21 protein-coding genes are annotated in these 22693 nt (G+C 61.2%); 12 read left to right on the plus strand and 9 right to left on the minus strand.

The window, feature by feature from the left end; genetic code table 11:
- The first annotated feature begins 13 nt into the window (after positions 1 to 13).
- Both choX and EJ576_RS00460 read left to right on the plus strand, forming a co-directional pair.
- Positions 14 to 928 (plus strand): choline ABC transporter substrate-binding protein, encoded by a 915-nt coding sequence (choX, locus tag EJ576_RS00455; protein WP_122730058.1) that lies wholly within the window; start codon positions 14 to 16, stop codon positions 926 to 928.
- A 172-nt stretch (positions 929 to 1100) separates the two neighbouring features.
- Positions 1101 to 2669 (plus strand): SulP family inorganic anion transporter, encoded by a 1569-nt coding sequence (locus tag EJ576_RS00460; protein ID WP_126569400.1) that lies wholly within the window; start codon positions 1101 to 1103, stop codon positions 2667 to 2669.
- A 120-nt stretch (positions 2670 to 2789) separates the two neighbouring features.
- Here EJ576_RS00460 and aroE read toward each other — a convergent pair whose 3' ends face one another.
- Both aroE and hemF read right to left on the minus strand, forming a co-directional pair.
- A complete protein-coding gene (gene aroE / locus EJ576_RS00465) occupies positions 2790 to 3608 on the minus strand; it encodes a shikimate dehydrogenase (RefSeq protein WP_126569401.1) in 819 nt (272 codons plus the stop codon).
- Positions 3608 to 4540: an oxygen-dependent coproporphyrinogen oxidase gene (hemF, locus tag EJ576_RS00470; protein ID WP_122730054.1), complete on the minus strand. Its 933-nt coding sequence runs from the start codon at positions 4538 to 4540 to the stop codon at positions 3608 to 3610. Before hemF ends, aroE begins: the two co-directional genes overlap by 1 nt.
- A gap of 159 nt (positions 4541 to 4699) precedes the next feature.
- On the opposite strand from hemF, the gene EJ576_RS00475 reads away from it, so the two are divergent.
- On the plus strand, positions 4700 to 5677 hold the full coding sequence (locus EJ576_RS00475; protein WP_126569402.1) for a quinone oxidoreductase: 978 nt from the start codon (positions 4700 to 4702) through the stop codon (positions 5675 to 5677).
- 131 nt (positions 5678 to 5808) lie between these two features.
- On the opposite strand, the gene EJ576_RS00480 is transcribed toward EJ576_RS00475, so the two are convergent.
- The 3 genes from EJ576_RS00480 to EJ576_RS00490 all read right to left on the minus strand — a co-directional run bounded on the left by EJ576_RS00480 (position 5809) and on the right by EJ576_RS00490 (position 8355).
- Positions 5809 to 6366 carry an L-threonylcarbamoyladenylate synthase gene (locus EJ576_RS00480; protein WP_003170728.1) on the minus strand — a complete coding sequence of 186 codons (558 nt, stop codon included), beginning with the start codon at positions 6364 to 6366 and terminating at the stop codon, positions 5809 to 5811.
- 54 nt (positions 6367 to 6420) lie between these two features.
- Positions 6421 to 7515: a DNA-processing protein DprA gene (dprA, locus tag EJ576_RS00485; RefSeq protein ID WP_126569403.1), complete on the minus strand. Its 1095-nt coding sequence runs from the start codon at positions 7513 to 7515 to the stop codon at positions 6421 to 6423.
- 63 nt (positions 7516 to 7578) lie between these two features.
- The gene (locus EJ576_RS00490) at positions 7579 to 8355 is read right to left on the minus strand and encodes a peptidoglycan-binding protein (protein ID WP_126569404.1); all 777 of its coding nucleotides are present in this window, start codon (positions 8353 to 8355) and stop codon (positions 7579 to 7581) included.
- A 135-nt stretch (positions 8356 to 8490) separates the two neighbouring features.
- On the opposite strand from EJ576_RS00490, the gene def reads away from it, so the two are divergent.
- The 5 genes from def to EJ576_RS00515 all read left to right on the plus strand — a co-directional run bounded on the left by def (position 8491) and on the right by EJ576_RS00515 (position 13073).
- Entirely contained in the window at positions 8491 to 8997 is a 507-nt protein-coding gene (gene def, locus EJ576_RS00495; protein WP_053127413.1) for a peptide deformylase, read from the plus strand.
- Positions 8998 to 9065: 68 nt separating this feature from the next.
- Complete coding sequence (gene fmt, locus EJ576_RS00500) at positions 9066 to 10016, plus strand: methionyl-tRNA formyltransferase (RefSeq protein WP_123478393.1); 951 nt, start codon at positions 9066 to 9068, stop codon at positions 10014 to 10016.
- Complete coding sequence (gene rsmB, locus EJ576_RS00505) at positions 10013 to 11323, plus strand: 16S rRNA (cytosine(967)-C(5))-methyltransferase RsmB (protein ID WP_122730050.1); 1311 nt, start codon at positions 10013 to 10015, stop codon at positions 11321 to 11323. The genes fmt and rsmB overlap by 4 nt, the downstream gene beginning before the upstream one ends.
- Before the next feature lie 22 nt (positions 11324 to 11345).
- A complete protein-coding gene (gene trkA, locus EJ576_RS00510) occupies positions 11346 to 12719 on the plus strand; it encodes a Trk system potassium transporter TrkA (RefSeq protein WP_065875588.1) in 1374 nt (457 codons plus the stop codon).
- A gap of 42 nt (positions 12720 to 12761) precedes the next feature.
- Positions 12762 to 13073, plus strand: a complete 312-nt coding sequence (locus EJ576_RS00515; RefSeq protein ID WP_122730048.1) for a lipopolysaccharide assembly protein LapB — start codon at positions 12762 to 12764, stop codon at positions 13071 to 13073.
- 130 nt (positions 13074 to 13203) lie between these two features.
- On the opposite strand, the gene EJ576_RS00520 is transcribed toward EJ576_RS00515, so the two are convergent.
- Together EJ576_RS00520 and EJ576_RS00525 are read right to left on the minus strand one after the other, a co-directional pair.
- Positions 13204 to 14091: a lysophospholipid acyltransferase gene (locus EJ576_RS00520; RefSeq protein ID WP_028618597.1), complete on the minus strand. Its 888-nt coding sequence runs from the start codon at positions 14089 to 14091 to the stop codon at positions 13204 to 13206.
- A gap of 40 nt (positions 14092 to 14131) precedes the next feature.
- Complete coding sequence (locus EJ576_RS00525; protein WP_123478395.1) at positions 14132 to 14689, minus strand: DNA-3-methyladenine glycosylase I; 558 nt, start codon at positions 14687 to 14689, stop codon at positions 14132 to 14134.
- A gap of 81 nt (positions 14690 to 14770) precedes the next feature.
- Here EJ576_RS00525 and glyQ point away from each other — a divergent pair, with 81 nt between their 5' ends.
- The 4 genes from glyQ (at position 14771) to EJ576_RS00545 (ending at position 19167) form a co-directional block, all read left to right on the plus strand.
- On the plus strand, positions 14771 to 15724 hold the full coding sequence (glyQ, locus tag EJ576_RS00530; RefSeq protein ID WP_003187265.1) for a glycine--tRNA ligase subunit alpha: 954 nt from the start codon (positions 14771 to 14773) through the stop codon (positions 15722 to 15724).
- Complete coding sequence (gene glyS / locus EJ576_RS00535; protein ID WP_126569405.1) at positions 15721 to 17775, plus strand: glycine--tRNA ligase subunit beta; 2055 nt, start codon at positions 15721 to 15723, stop codon at positions 17773 to 17775. The genes glyQ and glyS overlap by 4 nt, the downstream gene beginning before the upstream one ends.
- Positions 17776 to 17777: 2 nt before the next feature.
- Positions 17778 to 18314, plus strand: a complete 537-nt coding sequence (gene gmhB, locus EJ576_RS00540) for a D-glycero-beta-D-manno-heptose 1,7-bisphosphate 7-phosphatase (RefSeq protein WP_016978727.1) — start codon at positions 17778 to 17780, stop codon at positions 18312 to 18314.
- An 82-nt stretch (positions 18315 to 18396) separates the two neighbouring features.
- Positions 18397 to 19167 (plus strand): 1-acyl-sn-glycerol-3-phosphate acyltransferase, encoded by a 771-nt coding sequence (locus EJ576_RS00545; RefSeq protein ID WP_122730044.1) that lies wholly within the window; start codon positions 18397 to 18399, stop codon positions 19165 to 19167.
- Between the two features lie 181 nt (positions 19168 to 19348).
- On the opposite strand, the gene EJ576_RS00550 is transcribed toward EJ576_RS00545, so the two are convergent.
- Both EJ576_RS00550 and EJ576_RS00555 read right to left on the minus strand, forming a co-directional pair.
- A complete protein-coding gene (locus EJ576_RS00550) occupies positions 19349 to 21628 on the minus strand; it encodes a CHASE2 domain-containing protein (RefSeq protein ID WP_126569406.1) in 2280 nt (759 codons plus the stop codon).
- A 3-nt stretch (positions 21629 to 21631) separates the two neighbouring features.
- Positions 21632 to 22549, minus strand: coding sequence for a FecR domain-containing protein (locus tag EJ576_RS00555; RefSeq protein WP_164393864.1), 918 nt, complete (start codon positions 22547 to 22549; stop codon positions 21632 to 21634).
- Between the last annotated feature and the right edge of the window lie 144 nt (positions 22550 to 22693).

Consider the following 22693-nt stretch of genomic DNA (forward strand, 5'->3'; position numbering starts at 1 on the left):
CTGAGGGAAGGCCATGCAAAAGTTAACTGTGATGCTGGGGCTCCTGGCGCTGGGAAGCGCCAATGTTTACGCAGACGCCAGTTGTGAAACGGTAAAGATGGCCGATCCGGGCTGGAGCGATATTGCGGCCACCAATGCCATCACCGGTTTCCTCCTGACGGGCATGGGCTATAAACCCAAGGTCGACACCCTGGCGGTGCCGATTACGTTTGGCGGGCTCAAGGACGGCCAGGTGGATGTGTTCCTGGGCAACTGGATGCCGGCGCAGCAGGGCTTCTATGACAAGTTCGTGGCCAATGGCGACGTGGTGCAATTGGCGAAGAACCTCGACGGCACCGAGTTCACCCTCGCCGTGCCGGACTATGTGTGGGACGCCGGGGTGCATGACTTTGCCGACCTGAACAAATTTGCCGACAAGTTCGACAAGAAGATCTACGGCATCGGCTCCGGCGCGCCGGCGAATATTTCGCTGCAGGAGATCATCAAGAAGAACGACTTCGCGCTCGGCCAGTGGAAGTTGGTGGAGTCCAGCGAACAAGCGATGCTCGCCGAAGTGTCGCGCGCCGTTAAAAAGCAGAAGTTCGTGACCTTCCTCGGCTGGACCCCGCACCCAATGAACGTGCAGTTGAAAATGCACTACCTCAAAGGCGGCGAGAAATATTTTGGTGACACCGGCAGCGTGTATACCTTGACCCGCAAGGGCTACGCACAGGCCTGCCCAAACGTAGGAAAACTGCTGACCAACCTGAGTTTTACCCAGGAGATGGAGAACAGCATCATGGCCGAGGTGGCCAACAACAAGGTCAGCAATGCCGATGCGGCGAAGGCGTGGATCAAGGCCAACCCGGCGGTATTGGATAAGTGGCTGGATGGCGTGAAGACCGTAGATGGCAAGGATGCGCTGGCGGCCGTAAAAGCCAAACTCTAAGCCTCACCGCCAAGCCCTGTGGAAACTGGCTTGTGTGGGAGCTGGCTTGCCTGCGATGCAGACGACTCGGTCTGTCAGTTAGACCGAGGTGATTCTATCGCAGGCAAGCCAGCTCCCACAGGGGCCGGTGTGTGCTGATACCCTGATGCAAACCTTTCAATCCGAGCCTTTCATGCCCCGGCCCAACCGCCATACACTTTTCCCCTTCCTCGCCTGGCTCCCGCGCCAGACCCGCGCCAGTGTTGGCCGGGATGCGATGGTGGGCCTCAGTGGCGCGGTTCTCGCCTTGCCACAGTCAATTGCCTACGCGCTGATCGCCGGTCTCCCACCCGAATACGGCCTATACGCCGCGATCATCCCAGTGCTGATCGCCTGCCTCTGGGGTTCGTCCTGGCACCTGATCTGCGGTCCCACGGCGGCGATTTCCATTGTGCTCTACGCCAGCGTCAGCCCGCTGGCCGTGCCGGGCTCACAGGACTACATCACTCTGATCCTGTTGCTCACCTTCCTCGCCGGGGTGTTCCAGTGGCTACTGGGCATGCTGCGTTTTGGCGCGCTGGTGAATTTTGTCTCCCATTCGGTGGTGCTCGGTTTCACCCTGGGTGCCGCCGTGGTGATTGCGCTCGGGCAACTGCCCAATCTGCTGGGGCTGGATTTGCCGAGCCAAGCCACGGCGATCAACAGCCTGCTGGCACTGATCCACCATAGCGGCGAATGGGATCATGCCTCACTCATCCTCGGACTCGGCACCTTGCTGGTTGGCGCACTGCTCAAATACCTCGTACCGCGCTGGCCGACCCTGTTGATCGCCCTGGCGCTGGGCAGCCTGGTGGCGTGGCTGTGGCCGGCGATGTTCGGGCATGTGGCGCTGGTCAGTTCGTTTATCGGTAAACTGCCGCCGTTCAGCCCGTTGCCCATGGACCTGGACGTGATCCTGCGCCTGCTGCCGAGCGCCGTGGCGGTGGGCATGCTGGGGTTGGTGACCAGCCTGTCGATTGCCCGCTCGCTGTCGGCACGTTCGCAGCAATTGCTCGACGCCAATCAGGAAGTGCGTGCGCAGGGCTTATCCAACATCGTTGGCGGATTTTTCTCCGGGTATTTGTCAGCCGGTTCGTTCACACGCTCTGGTCTCAGCTACGAGGCGGGCGCCTGTTCGCCGTTGGCGGGCGTGTTTTCCGCATTGTGGGTGGCACTGTTTGCGCTGTTTGGCGCGGCATTGATCGCCCATATTCCGATCCCAAGCATGGCAGCGAGCATCTTGCTGATCAGTTGGGGGCTGGTGGACCGTCGCGGTATTCGCGCTTTATTCCGCGTCAGTCGCGCCGAATTCGTGGTGATGAGCCTGACCTGCGTCGCCACCTTGCTGCTGGAGCTGCAAACAGCGATTTACGCCGGGGTGCTGGCGTCGCTGTTTTTCTACCTCAAGCGCACGTCGCAGCCACGGGTTCAGCAATGGCGTGATGGTGATGAGGATGTGCTGCGAGTGGGCGGTTCGATCTTTTTCGGCGCCAGCCACTACCTGCAAGTGCGCCTGCAAAGCCTACAGGGCGAACGGGTGGTGATCGAGGCGCAGCAGATCAACTTTATCGACTATTCCGGGGTGGAGATGCTGCACCAGGAGGCGCGGCGCTTGCGGGGGTTGGGGCGCAGCTTGACGTTGCGTCGGGCGCGGCCACAGGTCGTTGAAGAACTGAAGAAGCTGGAGGGGGCCGACAAGTGCCCCCTCCATTTCGAAGACTGAACCCACCCCCTGTAGGAGACCGGTTTGCCGGCGATAGCGCCCGCGAGGTCAGCACACGTCTTGAGGGCCAATCGCCGGCAAGCCGGCTCCTACAATGACCGTGCCCACGTCAGATCGATGTCAGGCCAACTGACGGCGCAGTTCAGCCAGTACGGGCGCCGAATCCGGGCGCACACCGCGCCACAGGAAGAACGCTTCCGCCGCCTGTTCCACCAACATGCCCAGGCCATCCATCGCCACGACTGCGCCTTGTTCGTTGGCCCAGCGGCAGAACGCGGTCGGCTTCTTGGCGTACATCATGTCGTAGCAAAACGTCTTGCCTGGCTCGATCAGGCTGCCGGCAATCGGCGGTACATCGCCTGACAGGCTGGCGGAAGTGGCGTTGATGATCACGTCCACCGGCTCACGCAGCCAGTCGAAACCACTGGCGGACACCGGGCCAAGATCATCGAACAACTCGGCGAGTAGTTCGGCCTTTTCCACGGTTCGGTTGGCGATGATCAGCGAAGCGGGCTGTTCGGCCAACAACGGTTCCAATGCGCCGCGCACCGCGCCTCCGGCGCCCAACAACAGGATGCGTTTGCCTTGCAGGCTCAACCCGGCGTTGACCGTGAGGTCGCGCACCAGGCCAGCGCCATCGGTGTTGTCACCCAATAGGCTGCCGTCGGCCAGCTTGCTCAGGGTGTTCACCGCGCCCGCGCGTTGGGCGCGTTCGGTCAAGGTGTTGGCCAAACGGTATGCCTCTTCCTTGAACGGCACGGTGACGTTCGCACCACGGCCTTGTTGAAAAAACTCACGGGCACAGCCGGTGAAATCTTCCAAGGGCGCCAGCAAGGTGCTGTAGTCCAGTTGCTCGCCGGTCTGCTCGGCGAACATGCGATGGATCAGCGGCGACTTGCTGTGGCCGATGGGGTTGCCGAACACGACATAGCGGTCCATCAGACAGCCGCCTTGGGCGCGGTCAGGCCCAGCCAATCACGGTCTTGCAGGAAGTAGTCGGTGAGACGCGCTTCTTCGCTGCCGGCCTCGGCTTTCCAGTCGTAGCTCCAGCGCACTTGCGGCGGCAACGACATCAGGATCGACTCGGTGCGCCCGCCCGATTGCAGGCCGAACAGGGTGCCACGGTCGTAGACCAGGTTGAATTCAACGTAGCGGCCGCGACGGAATTCCTGGAATTCGCGCTGCTGCTCGGTGTAGGCGGTGGCCTTGCGGCGCTGCACGATCGGCAAGTAGGCGTCGATGTAGGCGTCACCGATGGCGCGGATGAAGGCGAAGCAGGTGTCAAAGTCCCATTCGTTCAGATCATCGAAGAACAGGCCACCGATGCCGCGCGGTTCGTTGCGGTGCTTGATGTGGAAGTAGGTGTCGCACCAGGCTTTGTAGCGCGAATACACGTCTGGACCGAACGGTGCACAGGCCTGCTCGGCCACGCGGTGCCAGTGGATGCAGTCTTCGTCGTTGCCATAGTAAGGCGTGAGGTCGAAACCACCGCCGAACCACCACACCGGCTCTTCGCCTTCTTTTTCAGCGATGAAAAAGCGCACGTTGGCGTGGGAAGTCGGTACGTGTGGGTTGTGCGGGTGGATCACCAGCGACACCCCCAAGGCCTCAAAGCCACGGCCGGCCAGCTCAGGCCGATGCGCGCTGGCGGACGGTGGCAGACCGCTGCCAAACACGTGGGAAAAGTTGACGCCGCCTTTTTCGATCACCGAACCGTTTTCGATCACGCGGGTGCGACCTCCGCCGCCCGCAGGCCGGGTCCACGCGTCTTCGATAAAGCGAGTGTCCGTCTCAAAGGTTTCCAGGGCGCTGCAAATGCGGTCTTGCAGGTCAAGCAGGTAGGCCTTTACAGCCTCGGTGCGGGTAGTCATGGCATCACCTTGAATCGGGCAAAGCTACGCGAGGCCATTGGGCGTCGGCGGCAAATGGGCGCACAGGATACCACTGCACCCGGTTGCGCCGCAGTTGACGAAGATCAAGCTTAGGAGTGGGATAGGGGGCTATGCGAATTCGACCCAAGGAGAAGGCAGATGGCAAAACGTATCCAGTTCAGCGCCCATGGCGGCCCCGAAGTGCTTGAGTATGTGGACTACACGCCGGCCGAGCCGGGCCCGCAGCAGGTTCGCGTGCGTAACGAGGCGATTGGCCTCAACTTCATCGACACCTATTTCCGCAGCGGCCTGTATGCGCCGCCCGCATTGCCATCGGGGTTGGGCGCAGAAGGCGCCGGGGTGGTCGACGCGGTCGGCAGTGAGGTCACTCAATTCAAAGTCGGTGACCGCGTGGCCTACGGCAGCGGCCCGCTGGGCGCCTACAGCCAACTGCATGTGTTGCCCGCCGCCAACCTGGTACATCTGCCGGACGACATCAGCTTCGAACAAGCCGCCGGCGCCATGCTCAAGGGCCTGACCGTGCAGTACCTGCTGCGCCAGACCTATGAATTGAAAGGCGGTGAGACCATCCTGTTCCACGCTGCGGCCGGCGGCGTAGGCTCCCTGGCCTGCCAATGGGCCAAGGCGCTGGGCGTTAAGTTGATCGGCACGGTCAGCTCGCCGGAAAAAGCCGCCCTGGCCAAATCCCTCGGCGCCTGGGAAACCATTGACTACAGCAAGGAAAACGTCGCACAGCGCGTGCTGGAATTGACCGACGGCAAAAAAGTGCCAGTGGTGTACGACGGCGTCGGCAAGGACACCTGGCTGACCTCGCTGGACAGCGTAGCGCCGCGTGGGCTGGTGGTGAGTTTCGGCAATGCATCAGGCGCGGTGGACGGGGTGAACCTGGGGATCCTGTCGGCCAAGGGCTCGTTGTACGTCACCCGGCCGACCCTGGCGACCTACGCCAACAACCCGCAAAACCTGCAGGCGATGGCGGATGACCTGTTCTCGATGATCAAGAGCGGCAAGGTGCGCATTGATATCAACCAGCGCTACCCGCTGGCGGAAGCGGCGAAAGCGCAGACGGAGTTGTCGGGGCGGCGTACGACTGGCTCAACCATTTTGCTGCCGTAAGACAATGGATATCTGGAGTCTGTAAGGGCCTCATCGCGGGCAAGCCCGGCTCCCACATTTGACCGCGTTGTCATGAAAGACGCGGATCAGGTGTGGGAGCCGGGCTTGCCCGCGATGGCCGCACCTCGGTCTCAGGAAGGCCGCACCACCTCACCCGTCACCAGGTCGCGAATCAGGCTCGGGTTCTTGCGCCCACCCAGGGCGCCACCCAATACCAGGTCCACTTGGCCACGGAAGTATTGCTCCACGCGAATCCGCGTGCGCGCCGCCGGGCGACCCTGTGGGTTGGCCGAAGTAGAAATCAACGGCCCTACCAGCGAGCACAAATCCCTCACCAGCGGATGGTCAGTCACCCGCAGCGCTACGGTGTCGTGCACACCCGTCACCCACTCCGGTAACAAGTCCTGATGGGGCACCAGCCAGGTGTTCGGCCCTGGCCAGGTGCTGGCCATGCGGTCGATCCAGTCCTGCGGGAAGTCTTCGAACAGAAAGTCGAACTGACGGATGTTGTCCGCCACCAGGATCAGGCCCTTGTCCACCGAACGGTTCTTGATGGCGAGCAAACGGTCCACTGCTTCTTCGTTCCACGGGTCGCAGCCCAAGCCCCAAACCGCTTCGGTTGGATAGGCAATCACCGCGCCTGCGCGAATTTCTCGTGCGGTTTCCAGCACACGCCACCGGTTGACCATTGTTCACTCTCCAGACTAAAGCTCTGCGCAGTTTACCGATCTTCTTTACAAAACCTAGCAGCGCGCAAGCCAGCGCCCGCTTTCGCAGATGACCTGACCTTCGAGCTCAAGCTCCGTAAGGGTTGCCAGCACCTGGGACAACGATCGCCCACTGGCAATCGCCAAGGCTTCACTGGTGTGGGGTGCCGCGTGCAGCAGTGCCACCAACGGATGGACAACAGGCATCGGGGCAGGGCGTGACAACGCCTGCCAACCACGCAAACCTTCCAGGATGTGTTCGATAGTCTCCACCAACACCGCGCCATCGCGGATCAACTGATGACAGCCCTTGGCGCCGGGATGGTGGATGGAACCCGGGATCGCATACACCTCGCGCCCTTGCTCCGCCGCCAGCTTCGCCGTGATCAGCGAACCGCTGGCCATGCTGGCTTCCACCACCAACACACCCAGGGACAGGCCACTGATGATCCGGTTGCGGCGGGGAAAATTGCCCGCCTGGGGCGGTGCGTCCAGAGGAAACTCGGAAATCACGGCGCTGCCTTGGTCAATCATCGCCGCCGCCAGCCGTCGGTGGCGCTGTGGATAAAAGTTTTCCAGCCCGGTGCCGAGCACACCGATTGTCTGGCCACCCACATCCAATGCCGCCTGATGGGCTGCACCGTCAATGCCTAACGCAAGGCCACTGGTGATGACAAAACCGGCGCTCGCCAGACTGCGCGAAAACGCTGCCGCCGTGTCCATGCCGGGACGCGATGCACGACGACTACCCACCATCGCGAGTTGCGGTTTTTCCAGGATCGCAGGGTCACCGGCGACGAATAGCAACGGCGGCGCGTCATCGATCTGGGCAAGCAGTGCGGGGTAGTCAGGCTGGTCCCACATCAGTAAATGCTGGGCCGGACGGGCCAGCCAGGCCAATGCCGCGCTGGCGCCGTCGCGGATTTCATGACTGCGCCGGGCATCGGCGCTGATGGCCGGCAACCCCAGCGAACGCCAGGCACTGGCAGGTGCGCTGATGGCTTTTGAGGCAGAGCCGAAGGCCTCGATCAATAAGCGAAAACGTTTCTGACCCAGTTCCGGCAGCCTGTGCAAGCGTAGTCGAGCTTCCAGCTCTGACGGGGATATTTCGTGGTTGTTTGTCGGATACATCTGATCATCCTTGACCGTAACAAGCTGTGGATAACTCTGTTGGTAACTTATTTAGCAGGCTATTCATTGCGTTTGATGAGCAGTCTCGAAACGGTCCATCACTGCCAGGGGTCGTGAGGCATTGAGAACCAGGCCGTAACTGAGTTTTTCGTAGGTGCGAAACACCAGCAGGGTGCCGGCGCGTTCATCGGGCAGTTTGGTCGGTGCGCCGGTCAGGCTGTCGCGAACCTTGGCGCCGGTCTTGATCACGCTGAGCAGTTGGCCTTCGGCCAGGCCGTCACGACGACCCTTGTTCAGGGTCACGGCATCCAGCACGCCGATCTGGGTCACGCCCTTGGGGATATCGATGATCTGCCCTTCGATAAAGGCCGTGGTTGGCGAGACCGCAAAGGCTGTCGGATCGGCCGGAGGTTGTGCACGCAACAGACGGTCACCGGGTCGCACCTCCTGGGTAATACGTTGCACGGCCAGGGTGGTGAGGTCGCCAGCCGTTACAAAACGGGCGGTGCCAATGTCGTCGGCGTTGATCCCCAGCAGCTCTCGGGTCTGCGGGTCGGTGTAGACCTTGCCGCGTCGGAATATGCCGTAATGGGGTTGGGAAGGGTCCAGGTTGCCCCTGGCATGCACCCGCTCGCCATTGGCGCCGAGCACGCGGCCAGACTCGGCAGCGACGATGTACGGCGCGTTGTCCAGGTCCTGGGGTGTATCAAGGATGCGGTTATGCAGCAGGAATCGCTGGATAGCCTGTTGCGTCGGTTGTTCCAGGCGCTGGATGGGCTGGGGCAGCAGGGCCATGGAAAACGGGGACCACAGCAGCAAGACGAGTAGCGATTTCCTCATGGGGTGAATCTCCTTTATTATGTGCGTTCGCGTGAAATGCCTTGGCCTTCGCGGCTTTTAAGGGTTTCACACCGGTCGTGTGGGTCCATCCCAACGCCGATTTGCCTCTACCTCACATGTGCAGCAATTACGCTTATGGCTATTTTGAACATCCTCGAATTCCCCGACTCGCGCCTGCGCACGATCGCCAAACCGGTGGCCGTAGTGGACGACAAGGTTCGTCAGTTGGTCGATGACATGTTTGAAACAATGTATGAAGCCCCGGGTATCGGCCTCGCCGCGACCCAGGTCAACGTGCATCAGCGCGTCGTGGTCATGGACCTGTCGGAAGATCGCAGCGAACCGAGGGTGTACATCAACCCCGAGTTCGAACCGCTGACCGACGAGATGGGCGAATACCAGGAAGGCTGCCTCTCCGTGCCGGAGTTCTACGAGAACGTCGAACGCCCGCTGCGCGTGAAGATCAAGGCCCTGGACCGCGACGGCAAGCCATTCGAGCTGATTGCTGAAGGCCTGCTGGCGGTGTGCATCCAGCACGAATGCGACCACCTCAACGGCAAGCTGTTTGTCGATTACCTGTCCACGCTCAAGCGCGACCGGATCAAGAAGAAGCTGGAAAAAAAGCATCGCCAGCAAGCTTGATGCCCCCTTCCAAAGGCTTGCTGCGGCAAGCCTTTTTCTTTTGTGACTGCTTTTAACCGAGACCTCCCATGACCGAGCCACTGCGCATTGTTTTTGCCGGCACGCCTGAATTTGCCGCCGAACACCTCAAGGCCCTGCTTGCCAGCCCTTATGACATCGTCGCGGTGTACACCCAGCCGGATCGCCCGGCCGGTCGTGGGCAAAAACTGATGCCGAGCCCGGTCAAGCAACTGGCGTTGGCGCACAACATTCCCGTGCTGCAACCGCCGACCCTGCGCAACGCCGAGGCCCAGGCCGAACTGGCCGCGCTGAAGCCGGACTTGCTGGTGGTGGTGGCCTACGGCTTGATCCTGCCGCAAGTGGTGCTGGATATCCCACGCTTGGGCTGCATCAACAGCCATGCCTCGCTGCTGCCACGCTGGCGCGGTGCGGCGCCAATCCAGCGCGCCGTAGAAGCCGGTGACAGCGAAAGCGGTGTGACCGTGATGCGCATGGAAGCCGGCCTGGACACCGGCCCCATGCTGCTCAAGGTCACCACCCCGATCACCGGCGAAGACACCGGAGGCAGCCTGCACGACCGCCTTGCCGAGCTGGGCCCACCTGCTGTGATCCAGGCCATCGCCGGCCTGGCCGCCGGCACCCTGGAAGGCGAAGTGCAGGACGACAAGCTCGCCACCTACGCCCACAAACTCAACAAAGACGAAGCGCGCATCGACTGGAGCCGCCCGGCTGTGGAGCTGGAGCGCCTGGTGCGCGCCTTCAACCCATGGCCGATCTGCCACAGCACCCTCAACGGCGAAGCCTTGAAAGTGCTGGCCGCCACCCTGGCCGAGGGCAGAGGCGCTCCCGGTGAGATCATCGGCGCCAGCAAGGACGGCCTGTTGGTCGCCTGCGGTGAACAGGCGCTGTGCCTGACTCGTCTGCAACTGCCCGGTGGCAAGGCGCTTAATTTCAGCGATTTGTTCAACAGCCGTCGTGAGAAATTTGCCGTGGGCACCCTCCTCGGGGCTGTCCAATGAACCCACGTCTGGCCGCCGCCAAGGCTCTCGCCGCCGTCCTCCAAGGCAAGGCTTCGCTGAACAGTTCATTGCCGACCCAGTTGGACAAGGTCGAAGACCGCGATCGCGGTTTCACCCAGGACCTGGCCTTTGGCACAGCACGCTGGCAGCCACGCTTGTCGGCGCTGGCAACCAAATTACTGCAAAAGCCGTTCAAGGCGGCCGATGCGGATGTCGAGGCGCTGCTGCTGGTGGGCCTCTATCAACTGCTCTACACCCGCGTGCCCGCCCACGCCGCTATCGGCGAAACGGTCGGTTGCGCCGACAAGCTAAAAAAACCCTGGGCCAAGGCCCTGCTCAACGCCGTGCTGCGCCGCGCCCAGCGCGAGAGCGAGGCGCTGCTGGCCGAGCTGGAACATGACCCGGTGGTGCGCACCGCCCATCCGCGCTGGTTGCAAAAGTCCCTGAAGGCGTTCTGGCCTGAGCAGTGGGAAGCCATTTGCGCGGCGAACAATGCGCACCCGCCGATGATCCTGCGGGTCAATCGTCGTCATCGCAGCCGTGACGCCTACCTGCAATTGCTCAACGAGGCCGGCATCAACGCCACGCCATGCGTGTACAGCGTCGACGGCATCGTGCTCGAAGCCGCCACTGACGTGCGCAGCCTGCCGGGCTTTGCCGAGGGCTGGATCAGCGTGCAGGACGAAGCCGCGCAACTGGCCGCCGACCTGCTCGACCTGGCGCCGGGCCAGCGCGTGCTCGACGCCTGCTGCGCGCCAGGCGGTAAGACGTGTCACATCCTGGAAGTCGAAAAAGGCCTGGCCGGTGTCGTCGCTGTCGACCTGGAGGCTAAGCGTCTGGTGCGCGTGCGCGAGAACCTGGCGCGCCTGGGCCTCAGCGCCGAGCTGATCGCTGCCGACGGCCGTGACACCGCCACCTGGTGGGACGGCAAGCCGTTCCAGCGCATCCTGCTCGATGCACCGTGTTCCGCCACCGGCGTGATCCGCCGCCACCCGGACATCAAGCTCACCCGCCAACCCGACGACATCGCCGCCCTGGCCGTGCTGCAAGGCGAGCTGCTCGACGCGCTGTGGCCAACCCTGGAAGTCGGCGGCATCCTGCTCTACGCCACCTGTTCCACCTTGCCGACGGAAAACACCGAGGTGATCGAAGCCTTCCTCGCCCGCACCAGCGGCGCCCGAGAGCTGGACCTTGCCACCACGGCCGGCATCAAGCAGCCCCATGGCCGCCAGTTGCTCGCGCAAGAGGGCGGACACGATGGCTTCTACTACGCCAAACTGATCAAGATCGCCGCCACGCGCGGCTGAATGGTTTTAAGGGAGTGACCGGATGAAAATCATCATCCTTGGGGCAGGGCAGGTCGGCGGTACGCTGGCCGAACATTTGGCCAGTGAAGCCAACGACATCACCGTGGTCGACACTGATGCCGAGCGCCTGCGCAACCTCGGCGACCGCCTGGACATCCGCACGGTGCAGGGCCGCGCGTCGTTTCCAACCGTGCTGCGCCAGGCCGGCGCCGACGATGCCGACATGCTCGTCGCCGTGACCAACAGCGACGAAACCAACATGGTCGCCTGCCAGGTCGCCCACACCCTGTTCCATACCCCGACCAAGATCGCCCGTGTACGCGAAGCGGCCTACCTGACCCGCGCCGGTCTGTTCGACAACGACGCGATTCCCGTCGACGTGCTGATCAGCCCGGAACAAGTGGTCACCCATTACATCAAGCGCCTGATCGAAATTCCGGGCGCCTTGCAGGTGATCGACTTTGCCGGCGGCAAGGCGCAACTGGTCGCGGTAAAGGCCTATTACGGCGGCCCGCTGGTGGGCCAGCAACTGCGTCAGTTGCGTGAGCACATGCCCAATGTGGAAACCCGCGTCGCGGCGATTTTCCGGCGCGACCGCCCGATACTGCCCCAGGGCGATACCGTGATCGAGGCCGACGACGAAGTGTTTTTCATCGCCGCCAAAGCGAATATTCGTGCAGTCATGAGCGAAATGCGCCGCCTCGATGAAACCTATAAGCGCATCGTCATCGCGGGCGGTGGGCAGATCGGCGAGCGTTTGGCCGAAGCCATCGAAAGCCGCTATCAGGTGAAGATCATCGAGATGAGCCCGGCACGTTGCCGGCATTTGTCCGACACCCTCGACAGCACCGTCGTACTGCAAGGCAGTGCCTCGGACCGCGACCTGCTGATGGAAGAGAACATCGCCGACGCAGATATCTTCCTGGCCCTGACCAACGATGACGAAGCCAACATCATGTCGTCGTTGCTGGCCAAGCGGCTGGGCGCGAAAAAAGTGATGACCATCATCAACAACCCCGCCTACGTGGACCTGATCCAGGGCGGCGATATCGACATCGCCATCAGCCCGCAGTTGGCGACCATCGGCACCTTGCTGGCCCACGTACGCCGTGGCGATATCGTCAGCGTGCACTCCCTGCGCCGGGGTGCGGCGGAAGCCATCGAGGCGATTGCCCACGGCGACTCGAAGTCGAGCAAAGTGATCGGCAAGGCCATCCGAGACATCGGCTTGCCGCCGGGCACCACCATTGGCGCGATTATTCGTGATGAAGAGGTGATCATTGCCCACGACGATACGGTGATCGAAACCGGGGACCATGTGATTCTGTTTCTGGTGGATAAAAAACATATCCGCGATGTGGAGAAGCTGTTCCACGTGGGGTTGAGTTTTTTCTGATGACGCTATCGCCGGCAAGCCGGCTCCTACAGGATCCTTTGTATGCTTGAGTCACTGGAAAAAATGCTGGCCAAGGGTGTGGATAATTCCCTGCTGCGCTTTGGTTTGGGCAAGGGTTATTTGGACCTGAAGGACAACGCCAAGGCGGCGGAGCATCTGCAGAAATGCGTGGAGTTCGACCCCAAGTATTCGGCGGCGTGGAAGTTGTTGGGTAAGGCGCAGTTGGGCTTGGAAGATCGTGCGGCGGCGCGGCTGGCGTGGGAGAAGGGCATCGAAGCGGCCCAGGCCCATGGCGACAAACAGGCCGAAAAAGAGATGGCGGTGTTCCTGAAGAAACTCGACCGCCAACCTTGAGCCGATCCCTTGTGGGAGCTGGCTTGCCTGCGATGGCATCAACTCGGTTTAACTGAAAGACTGAATTGCCTGCATCGCAGGCAAGCCAGCTCCCACATTAGATCTTCATGGGTCTTGAGTCAGGGGTGGCTCAATACCACCGCGCCTCACCCGGCGGGCGTTTCTTGAAGCGCTTCATGCTCCACATGTACTGGCTCGGATAAGCGCCGACATAACGTTCTACCACCTTGCTCATCGCCGCGCAGGACGTGGCGGTGTCGGTGCTGTACATGTCTTCCGGCGCCGCTTCCAGGATCACTTTGTAACCCGAACCGTCCGGCAGCCGCAGCGCATGCAGGAACACGCCGACGGCCTTGTGGCCCGCCAGCATGTTCGGCACGAATTTGCTGGTCAGCGCCTGAGTGGCGAAGAATGGCACGAAGATCCCGGCGGATTCGGCCGGCTCCGGGTCGGCGGGGATACCTACCTGGCCGCCTTTGCGCACTTCCTTGATCACACTGAGAATGCCTTCCTTGGTAGAAGCGGCCACACGGTTGCCCAATTGCACGCGCTGCTTGCGCAGCAATTCGTCCACCGCCTTGAGCTTGGGCGGGCGGTAGAAAATGATCGGTTTGCATTGGCTGCAATAGAAGTGGTTCAGCACTTCCCAGTTGCCCAGGTGGCTGGTGATGCCGACCACGCCTTTGCCCGAGGCGAGGGCTTCGTGCAGCACTTCCAGGCCTTCGACTTCACGCACCAGGTCAATGGAGCGCTGGGCCGGCCAGATCCAGGCGCAGGCGCTTTCGGTCAGGGACTTGCCGATGTCCATCAGGCTGCGGCCGACCAGCGCTTCGCGCTCGGCTGGGTTCATGTCCGGGAAGCATTTGGACAGGTTGATCCGCACCGTGTCGCGGGAGCGGTTGGGGGTTTTCCACATGATCCAGCCAATGGCCGTGCCGACGGCCTGGACAGCGCGCCAGGGCAGTAGGGCAAACAGCCGGAGAGCGCCTACCAGCAAGGCGCCTTTAAACTTTTCCACAGGTCACTCCTGATCGTGTGTGGTGCGCAAAGCCGGCATTCTAACCGGCGTTGGCCAAGTCCGCGTAACGGTCGCAGTCTTGAGTGTGGTCCATGACCATGCCCGAGGCCTGCATGAACGCGTAGCAAATGGTTGGCCCGACGAAAGTGAAGCCGGCTTTCTTCAAGGCTTTGCTCATGGCTTCAGCCTGCGGTGTAATCGCCGGCACTTCGCTGCGATCCTTGAAATGATTGACCCTGGGTGTGCCGCCAACAAAGGACCAGAGCAACCCCACCGGGTCCTCCAACGCCAGCCAGGCAGCGGCATTGCGCCGGGTGGCGTTGAGCTTCAGGCGATTGCGCACAATGCCCGGATCCTGCATCAGCGCTTCGATCTCCTCATCGGTCAACCGCGCCAATCGCTGCGCGTCAAAACCAAACAAGACCTTTCGATAATGCTCGCGTTTGCGTAAAACGGTGATCCAGGAAAGGCCCGCCTGGAACCCTTCGAGCAAAAGCAACTCGAACAAACCCTGCGCATCGCGCAGCGGCGTTCCCCACTCCTGATCGTGATAAGCCATGTACAGCGGATCTTCAGAACACCAAAAGCAGCGTGGCATAAGGCTCCAGGGGATGGTGGCGCGGCCGAATCGGGTATACTCCCGCTCTTTAAATCGCAGCCCAAGTAACAGGTGAATTTCGTGAGCCAGCCTACGCCAGCCGTGCGTACCTTCCAAGACTTGATCCTCGCCCTCCAGCAATACTGGGCCGAGCAAGGTTGTGTGGTACTTCAGCCCTACGATATGGAAGTAGGCGCCGGCACTTTCCACACCGCTACATTCCTGCGGGCCATTGGCCCGGAAACCTGGAACGCCGCTTATGTGCAGCCCAGTCGTCGCCCGACTGACGGCCGCTACGGCGAAAACCCGAACCGTCTGCAGCACTACTACCAGTTCCAGGTGGTACTGAAGCCGAACCCGGATAACTTCCAGGAACTGTACCTGGGCTCGCTGAAACATGTCGGCCTGGACCCACTGGTCCACGACATCCGTTTTGTCGAAGACAACTGGGAATCGCCGACCCTGGGCGCCTGGGGCCTGGGCTGGGAAGTCTGGCTCAATGGCATGGAAGTGACGCAGTTCACTTACTTCCAGCAAGCGGGTGGCATCGAGTGCTACCCGGTGACCGGCGAAATCACCTACGGTCTCGAGCGCCTGGCCATGTACCTGCAAGGCGTGGACTCGGTCTACGACCTAGTGTGGGCTGATGGCCCGTTCGGCAAAGTGACCTACGGCGACGTGTTCCACCAGAACGAGGTGGAGCAGTCCACCTACAACTTCGAACATGCCAACGTCGACAAACTGTTCGAACTGTTCGACTTCTATGAAAGCGAAGCCAAGCGCCTGATCGAACTCGACCAGCCGCTGCCGTTGCCAAGTTATGAAATGGTGTTGAAGGCCTCCCATACCTTCAACCTGCTGGATGCCCGCCGTGCCATCTCGGTCACCGCGCGCCAGCAATACATCCTGCGTGTACGCACCCTGGCGCGTTCCGTCGCCCAAGCCTACCTGCTGGCTCGCGCCAAGCTGGGCTTCCCGATGGCAACCCCGGACCTGCGTGATGAAGTGTTGGCTAAGCTGGAGGCTGCACAATGAGTGCTCAAGATTTCCTGGTTGAACTGGGCACAGAAGAGCTGCCACCCAAGGCACTGAACACCCTGGCCGACGCGTTCCTGGCCGGTATCGAAAAAGGCCTGCAGACCGCTGGCCTGAAATTCGCCGCGAAAAAAGTCTACGCCGCGCCGCGTCGCCTGGCCGTGTTGCTGACCGCGCTGGAAACCCAGCAGCCGGACCGCAGCATCAACCTCGACGGCCCGCCACGCCAGGCGGCTTTCGATGCTGAAGGCAACCCGACTCAAGCTGCACTGGGTTTTGCCAAGAAGTGTGGCGTCGAGCTGAGCGAGATCGACCAGAGCGGCCCGAAACTGCGTTTCAGCCAGGTCATCACCGGCAAGCCGACTGCCAGCCTGTTGCCGACCATCGTTGAAGACTCGTTGAATGATTTGCCGATCCCCAAGCGCATGCGCTGGGGTGCACGTAAAGAAGAGTTCGTACGTCCGACCCAATGGCTGGTGATGCTGCTCGGTGACCAGGTCATCGATTGCACCCTTCTCGCCCAGAAGTCCGGTCGTGATTCCCGTGGTCACCGCTTCCATCACCCGCAAGCTGTACGCATCACCTCGCCGGCCAACTACGCCGCCGACCTGCGTGCCGCCTACGTGCTGGCCGACGCCAACGAGCGTCGCGAGTTGATCAGCAAGCGCACCGAAGAGCTGGCTCGTCTGCAAGAAGGCACCGCCATCGTGCCGCCAAGCCTGCTCGACGAAGTGACCGCGCTGGTCGAATGGCCAGTGCCGCTGGTGTGTTCGTTCGAAGAACGTTTCCTCGACGTGCCGCAAGAAGCGCTGATCACCACCATGCAGGACAACCAGAAGTATTTCTGCCTGCTGGATGTGGATGGCAAGTTGCTGCCGCGCTTTATCACCGTGGCCAACATCGAAAGCAAGGACCCGCAGCAGATCATCGCCGGTAACGAGAAAGTCGTTCGCCCGCGCCTGACTGACGCCGAGTTCTTCTTCAAGCAAGACAAGAAGCAGAAGCTGGAAGACTTCAACCTGCGCCTGCAGAACGTGGTGTTCCAGGAAAAACTCGGCAGCGTCTACGACAAGGCTGTGCGGGTTTCCAAGCTGGCCGCCTACATTGCGCCACGCATTGGTGGCGATTCCGCCTGGGCTGCGCGTGCAGGCCTGCTGTCCAAGTGCGACCTGGCGACCGAGATGGTCGGCGAGTTCCCGGAGATGCAAGGCGTTGCCGGCTACTACTACGCACTCAACGACGGCGAGCCAGACGATGTTGCCCTGGCGCTGAACGAGCAGTACATGCCACGCGGTGCCGGCGCTGAACTGCCGACCACCCTGACCGGTGCAGCCGTGGCCATCGCCGACAAGCTGGATACCCTCGTCGGTATCTTCGGTATCGGCATGTTGCCAACCGGCAGCAAAGACCCCTATGCCCTGCGCCGAGCGGCCCTGGGCGTGCTGCGTATCCTCATCGACAAGAAGCTGGACCTCGACCTGACCCAGGCCGTGGTGTTCGCCGTCGGCCAGTTTGGTGCCAAGGTCAAGCAAGCCGGCCTGGCCGAGCAAGTGCTGGAGTTCGTGTTCGACCGCCTGCGTGCGCGCTACGAAGACGAAGGCGTGGACGTGTCGGTGTACCTGTCGGTACGTGCCCTGCAGCCGGGTTCGGCGCTGGACTTCGACCAGCGCGTACAAGCCGTGCAGGCCTTCCGCAAACTGCCGGAAGCCGACGCCCTGGCCGCCGTGAACAAGCGTGTGTCGAACCTGCTGAGCAAGGCCGAAGGCCTGGGCAACGCAGAAGTCGACCCTGGCCTGTTTGCTGATGCCAAGGAGTTCTCGCTGAACTCGGCCATCGCCAAGGCTGAAAACGCCGTGAAGCCGCTGATCGCCGAGCGCAACTACGCCGAAGCCCTGGCGCGCCTGGCGACCTTGCGTGAGCCGGTGGATGCGTTCTTTGAAGCGGTGATGATCAATGCCGACGATGCCGGGGTGCGGAAAAACCGCTACGCCATGCTGGCGCGCCTGCGCGGCTTGTTCGTCAATATCGCTGACATTTCGACGCTGAGCTGACCATGTTGAAACTGCTGATTCTCGATCGGGACGGGGTGATCAATTATGACTCCGACGCTTACATCAAGTCGGTGGCGGAGTGGATTCCACTGCCCGGCTCGATCGAGGCCATCGCGCAGTTGAGCAAAGCCGGCTGGACGGTGGCCATCGCCACCAACCAGTCCGGCATCGCCCGTGGTTACTACGACATCGACACCCTGGACGCCATGCACGCGCGCTTGCGCACGTTGGTGGCGGAGCAGGGCGGTGAGGTGGGGTTGGTGGTGTATTGCCCCCACGGGCCGGATGAGGGCTGCGATTGCCGCAAACCCAAGCCGGGCATGTTGAAAACCATTGCAGAACATTACAAGGTGCCGTTAGCTGGGATATGGTTCGTCGGGGACAGCCTCGGTGACCTGGAGGCGGCCAAAGCCGTCGACTCTCAGCCAGTTTTGGTTAAGACCGGAAAAGGCGAAAAGACCCAGGCGAAAAACCTGCCGGTAGGCACCTTGATTTTTGACGATCTGGCGGCCGTTGCCGCAGAACTTATCAACAACTAGCCGCCCTCGACTTCCTGAACAAGGATTGCTCGGGAGTGCGCTTTTAGCAGGCGGGCCGTGTCCCGCAACGGTAAATGCCGCCATGTCGATTTTGCAGGCCATCAGAACCTTTTTCTTTTACCTGCTGCTGGGCACCAGTTCGTTTCTCTGGTGCACCCTGAGCTTTTTTATTGCGCCCTTCCTGCCGTTCAAGGCGCGCTATCGTTTTATCAACGTCTACTGGTGCCGCTGCGCTTTGTGGCTGACCAAGGTGTTCCTGAACATCCGTTTCGAGGTCAAGGGCGCGGAAAACGTCCCGGACCAGCCCTGCGTGATTCTGTCGAACCACCAGAGCACCTGGGAGACCTTCTTCCTGTCGGCGTACTTCTCGCCGTTGAGCCAGGTGCTCAAGCGTGAGTTGCTGTATGTGCCGTTCTTCGGCTGGGCCATGGCCATGCTGCGTCCGATCGCCATCGACCGTGATAACCCCAAGGCCGCGCTCAAGCACGTGGCCAAGAAGGGCGACGAGCTGCTCAAGGATGGTGTTTGGGTGCTGATCTTCCCCGAAGGCACACGTGTGCCCTACGGCACGGTAGGCAAGTTCTCACGCGGAGGTACGGCTTTGGCGGTCAACGCCCATCTGCCGGTACTGCCGATTGCGCATAACGCCGGCAAGTTCTGGCCAAAGACCGGCTGGGCTAAACGCGAAGGCACCATCACCGTGGTGATCGGTGAACCGATGTACGCCGAAGGTGAAGGACCCCGCGCCATCGCCGCGCTGAATGACCGCGCCCAGGCGTGGAATGAAGCCCAGCAACGGGCCATGGGATCGCTACCGCCGGTGCCGGTTGTAGTCGACACGCCGGTCATCTGAGCATCTGTGGATAACCTGTGCACGGTTTGTTGGCGAATCGTCTTTTTTGTCTTTTAAGAGGCTGATTTACTTACATATTTCCCAAGCTCATAAAATCACGGAAAAGGTGCATAAGTTTTTTCCGCCTAAAAAAACCGGTTCTTGCGACCGGTTTTTTATGCACAGCAGAAAAGTACGTTTTTCAGTCTTCCAACAGCGGCAGTTGAAGGCTGAATGTGGTGCCTTTGCCCACCACGCTTTCGCAACTGATGCGCCCGCCGTGACGCTCCACCACGGCCTTGACCATGGTCAGTCCCAGCCCCAGGCCTTCACTGCCCTGGGCTGAATCGAAGCGACGGTATTGGCTGAACAGCTCCGGCAAGTCCGCCGCGGCAATCCCCGGGCCCTGGTCGCTGATACGGCATTCCAACCAGCCTTGCTCGCTACTGTGCCCCAACCTCACGGTCGTCCCGGAAGGCGAATACTTGATCGCGTTCTCCAGCACGTTGAACAAAGCCCGTGTGAGCAGTGACTGGTCGGCAGAGACCATACCTTCATCCGCTTCATCCAAGTCATGGACCAAATGAATCCCTTTAAGCTGGGCAATCAGTGCCACCTGGTCAAAAGCATCCATGACCAACATGGCGAACAGCGTCGGTTGGAATTGGTAACCGTCAGCCTCGGCTTTCGCCAGTTGCACGAAGGATTCGGTGAGGCCCAAGGCACGGCGAACCTGCTGTTCGATCAGGGCGAACACCGGGGACTCGCCGTTATGCACATCCAGCAGCGCAAGGATCGCTGAATGGGGCGCGCGCAGGTCGTGAGAGAGGAACCGCAACATGGTCTCGCGGTGTTGCTGGGCTTCGCGCTCCTTACTCAAATCCGTCAGGCTCAGCAGCCAACCAAGGGCGACATCGCCTTCAGCCGGCAGCAAGGGCGCAAGCTCCATGCGCAGGCTGCGCTGGTGGATGTCCCGAAACTCCACAAGTTCCAGTACCGACAGGGCAGGGCGCACGCCATTGTGCAGCGGCGGGTAGCCCAGGTCGGCCAGTTGCTCCAACAGGTTTTCGTTGACCAGATCGTTGCCGAACACGTCCCGGGCAATGCGGTTGGCCAGCAGGATATTGCCCTTGGGGTCGGTAATCAGGGTTGCCACCGGCAGGCACTCCAGGCCATCGGCCATGAAGCGCCGTGTGTCGCGTGTGCGGCTCACGGCTTGTTCCAGGGCAAAGATACGCGCCTGCAACACATCGCCTTTGCTGGCGGGCGCACGGCGGCGTTCAGGCAGGACTTTGGGTTCGTTGTCCAGCCGCGCCAGTTCCCAACCGAAATAGGCGAGGATCACACTGAGGCGGCGCCAGTTCCAGATCAGGTAACTGAGCAACAAGCCGATCAGACAGGCCGCAGGCGACCACCAGTGGCCCAGGCGTAATAGGGCTAGGGAGCTGACTAATGCGACGGCCATGCAACCCAGCGTCATCCACAGCGCATAGCGCGGGCGATAGAGCAGCAGGCCCAATAGCAATGCGACCAACGAGGTCGCCATCAAGGCCGCGAGCCAGCCTGGCAGATCAACGATGCTGCGGCCTTGAAGCAAGCCATTCAGCACGTTGGCCTGGATCTCTACGCCTGCCGTAGTGCCCACCGTCGAAGACAGAGGTGTGACGAAACGATCGCCCAACCCGGAGGCTGTCGACCCCACCAAGATCAAACGACCACGTAGTTGCTCGGGAGCGACTTCACCGCGCAGTACGCTGGCGTAAGACACACTGGGAAAATGGGTATGAGGTGCAATAAACGGGATGCGGATAGCGTGTTCCCGATGCCAGTGCGGAGTAATCGATTGCAGAGGCTCGCCCGGCATTTCAGACAACTCGCCACTCATCTCATAGGCCAACCAGGCCAACTGCGGTGCCGTGGCATCAGGCGGGCCTTCACGCAGGTAGAGGCTGCGGACCACGCCGTCGGTGTCTGCTTCAACATTGATGTGGCCCACGCCTTTGGCGCATTTAAGCAGGGGCATCATCTGCGTGTCCGGTTGGCTGTAGTTCGCAGCACCTTCACGCACCAGGGGTAGCAAGACATTGCCAGCGTTGCAGACCGACTCGGCCAGGCGTTTGTCATGAGTGGAGTCACCGGGCTCACTGAAGATCACATCGAACAAAATGCCTGCCGGTTGCGCGGCGCTCAGACGGTCGATCAGGTCGGCGTGCAGGCTGCGTGGCCAAGGCCATCGTCCGAGCTTTTTAAGGCTGGAATCATCGATCGTCACCAGCAGGATACGTGGATCGACGGGTAGTGGTGCGAGGCGACGCAGGCTGTCGTATAACGGATTGTTCAAGGCCAGGCCTGGGCTCAGCGACAGGTAGGCGGTGATAGGCAGCAGCAGCAAACCTATCCACAACCACTCGCGCACCAGACCGTGGAACAGGCGCTGGGCATGGGTGGGTTGTCGTTTTTCGGCCTTGCCCCAGAGCATCATTGGTCAACGTACCTGGGCAGTCGGCGGGTAGTAGAAGATGTCATAGACCCCGGTTTCTCCCTCCAGGCCGTTTTCGTCGTAAGCCGACAAGCGCACGTGATAGAACGAGGCTTTGAGCCCAGTGAAGCTCATTTTCGGCGCGCTGGAAAAGTTTTCCTGCTTGATGTTCATAAAGGCTTTGTCGGTGGCGACCTGGGCACGGTAGCGCTGGGCGCCGGGCAATGGCCGAAGGTACAAGCTCCAGACCGGCGCGTCGCCTTTTTGGCCGTCTTGGCCCATGAGCTTAGGTGCGGGAAGCAGCGCCACGGGATTGAGGTCGCCCTGTTTTTTGAAGAGCAGACCTTGGCGGGCGTCAACTTTGATCTCGCCTGTCCGTTCTCGGTTTGCGGCTACCTGACCGTCCAACACTTCCAACAGCGATCGCTCAGCGTCATTGCGCACTCGAAAGTGCGTGCCCCGTACGCCCAGCACACCGACCGGCGTCACGATCTGGAAGCGATCATGATCGCTGGCGCGCTTGATCACATACGCCTCGGCCTGGCCTTGTTCGAGCACCACCTGGGGAATCGACAGTTTCTTCTCCACGCGCAACCGCACCTGGGAGTCAGAGGGCAACACTACGCGGGATCCATCACCGAGCAACAGGCTGACGAACGCCGAAGCCGAGGTCTTCACACCTTCCCGTTCATCAATGGTCATGCCTTCCAGCAAGGGAGTTACCTTGCCCTGGTTGTCGAGTTTCCAGGCCTCACCGGTGAGATGCTGGACCACGGCAGGCAGAGGCTGGGCTCGGCACAGGAAGTCGTCGTCGATATAAGTTGCACGAACCTTTGTAGCAGCACCCGCCGAGCCAATCACCATGATCAACAAAGAGGGAAGGGCACGGCGTAAGCAATTGGAAGGAACAAACATGGCGCTCATAAAGTCAGGTTTCCAGAGGGCATCAGCGCACAGGAGTTTACGGCAGCACATGCGTCGGCTGATCCTTTTCCTTAGGGTCAGGAGCCGGTATCTTTCCCACATTGGTATCGAGGACTTTCAATGGGTCAACCGCTCATTGATCCC

Origin of the sequence: Pseudomonas sp. C 49-2, from assembly GCF_003970195.1 — a bacterium.
Taxonomy (GTDB): Bacteria; Pseudomonadota; Gammaproteobacteria; order Pseudomonadales; family Pseudomonadaceae; genus Aquipseudomonas; species Aquipseudomonas canadensis.